Raw genomic sequence first — 2,157 nt, 5'->3', positions numbered from 1 at the left:
TCTGGCCGAGAACATCGACCTTGGCCGCGCCAAGATGGTGGTTGGCCATTCCGAAGACGGCACCTCGACCCGGGTTCTGGCGCAAGACCCGGAGAACCCGGATTACGGCACGATCGAGTTGGTGTTCACAGCCGATCCGGTGGAATTGCGGCAATGGGTGATCACTGATGATCTGGGCGCGCAAACCACTGTGATCCTTGGCGAAACGAAGAAAGGCGGCAGCTTGGGTGCCGCCCTGTTCGACATCACCGCCGAAACTCAGAAACGCGGAAACTGACCAATCAGCGGCAATACTGCAGCTGATCGCGGTACATTTCCGATCGCGCGCCGACTGCAGCTGCAACCTCTACCAGCCAGGGCTTGCCCAGATAACTCTGGCTGGCATAGCCGGTGCGCCCCTCGTGATAGGCAAGGTACTGCGCTTCGGCATCGCTCTTCGAGATGCCAAGCGACTGGCTGCTTTGGTCCATGTACCAGCCCATGAAATCGGTCGCATCGCCGATGTCATCGCGCTTTGCGCCGCGACCGCCTGCCGTATCCTGGTACTCTTCCCACGTGCCGTTCAGCGCTTGGCTATAGCCATAGGCAGTGCTTTGCCGCCCCATTGGAATCACGCCCAGCGCAAAGGTGTAAGGCGTGCGTGCGTTGCCGATAAACTTCGATTCCTGGTAGATGGTGGCCATCAGCACAGGCACCGGAACCCCCCAGCGCCGTTCTGTGGCCCGCATGGCGCGCATATACTCTGGCCGTTCGCGGATGATCGCGCAGGCGTCTTCCAACTGTCTTGGCGCCGAAAAGTTGCCGCCCCCGCAAGAGCCCAGAAACAGCAACAACAACGACGCACGGAGAAACCTGCTCATCTGCCCCTCGTGCTTTATAGTCTTTTGCCAAGAAGATAGACCAAACCACCGCTGTTTGAAATGGGGAACTCCTGACCCTCAGATCAGAAAAGCGAGAGTGAGCGGCAGGGTCAGCACCGACAGCAGGGTCGACGCGATAACCATTCCCGCCACCGCATCGGCATCGGCCCCGTATTTCTCGGCCAGCATGTAGGATGTCACGGCAACCGGGGTCGACACTTGCAGGATCAACACCGCCAGCGCCACTGGTGGTAGCCCCAGCGCCCACCCTGTGCCCGCTGCCACCGCAACGCACACCGCCGCACGGATCACGCTCAGCCAAACGGCGCGACCAAGATGCCCTGCAGACAGCCGCGCCACCGCAACGCCCAAGGTGATCAGCATTACCGGAATCGCAATCTGGCCCAACAGTTCCAATGACCGGGTCAACCATTCCGGCGTGTGCCAGTCCTGCCACAGGAACAGCGCGCCCAGCAGGGTGGCGCCCACCAGCGGCTCCTTAAGCACCCGCAGTGGCGATCCGCCCCCCGCCACGATCCACAAACCAAAGGTAAAGCTCCACACCGCCATCACCGCAAAAACCACCACGGCAAAATCGAGCCCCGCCTGCCCGAACGCGAAAAACGCCAGCGGCAGCCCGACATTGCCGGTATTGCCAAAGATCAACGGCGACAGATAGGTACGCCGGTCCAGCCGCAGCGCCGTCGTCAGGGCCCAGAACACCAGCGTCAGCGCGCCATAAGCCGCCATCGCCGCCAGCGTCAGATCGCGTAGCGCGGCTGGCTCGATCTCAGTCTTCATCAGGGAAGTAAAGATCAACGCGGGAACGGAAAGGGTCATGCACAACCGGGTGATGAACTCCATCCGATATTCGAACCCGGCCTTCACCCATAGATATCCCACACCGCCCAAAACCACGACAGGAGCGATGATTTCCAGCACTGTAAGGATAATGTTCACAGACTGTTTCCCTTGAACTGCCGCCTCTTTGATGGACAAGAGGCTGCGCAAGGGATTACTTACCATCCTCAGGGGATGCAACGCGATGCTGAAGACCCAAGCCAAATATCACATCGGTCAGGTGCTTCGGCATCGGAAGCACCCGTTTCGCGGTGTGGTGTTTGATGTGGACGCGATGTTTTCTAATACCGATGAATGGTACGAGAACATCCCCGAAGACAGCCGCCCGTCTTCGAAATCGCCGAACAGATCGCCGAGGTCGGGGTGGTCTACCGGTTCGCCGGTTTCGTCAGGGACCAAGTTCTGTTCCGAGACGTAGGCAACGTAGTAGCTTTGG

Annotated in this window: 3 protein-coding genes and 1 pseudogene; 2 read left to right on the top strand and 2 right to left on the bottom strand. The window is 59.8% G+C overall.

Annotated elements, in window-relative coordinates; genetic code table 11:
- The coding region (locus tag RMO18_RS01120) for an outer-membrane lipoprotein carrier protein LolA (protein ID WP_309663392.1) at nt 1-277 on the top strand (277 nt) is incomplete at its 5' end.
- 4 nt (nt 278-281) lie between these two features.
- Here RMO18_RS01120 and RMO18_RS01115 read toward each other — a convergent pair.
- Together RMO18_RS01115 and RMO18_RS01110 are read right to left on the bottom strand one after the other, a co-directional pair.
- A complete protein-coding gene (locus tag RMO18_RS01115) occupies nt 282-860 on the bottom strand; it encodes a lytic transglycosylase (protein WP_309663391.1) in 579 nt (192 codons plus the stop codon).
- A 78-nt stretch (nt 861-938) separates the two neighbouring features.
- Nucleotides 939-1,820, bottom strand: coding sequence for an AEC family transporter (locus tag RMO18_RS01110; RefSeq protein ID WP_309663390.1), 882 nt, complete (start codon nt 1,818-1,820; stop codon nt 939-941).
- A gap of 85 nt (nt 1,821-1,905) precedes the next feature.
- Here RMO18_RS01110 and hspQ point away from each other — a divergent pair.
- A pseudogene (hspQ, locus tag RMO18_RS01105) lies at nt 1,906-2,064 on the top strand (heat shock protein HspQ); the annotation flags it as partial.
- Nucleotides 2,065-2,157 lie beyond the last annotated feature (93 nt).

The sequence above is a fragment of the Tabrizicola sp. genome (genome assembly GCF_031377265.1).
Lineage (GTDB): Bacteria > Pseudomonadota > Alphaproteobacteria > Rhodobacterales > Rhodobacteraceae > JAUYQR01.
The sequence above is the reverse complement of the archived record's forward strand: the minus strand, read 5'-3'. Positions and strand labels throughout refer to the sequence as shown.

What these genes read in the sequence shown, in the direction of transcription:
- RMO18_RS01115 (WP_309663391.1), bottom strand. Translation starts at nt 860, where the DNA reads ATGAGCAGGTTTCTCCGTGCGTCGTTGTTGTTGCTGTTTCTGGGCTCT.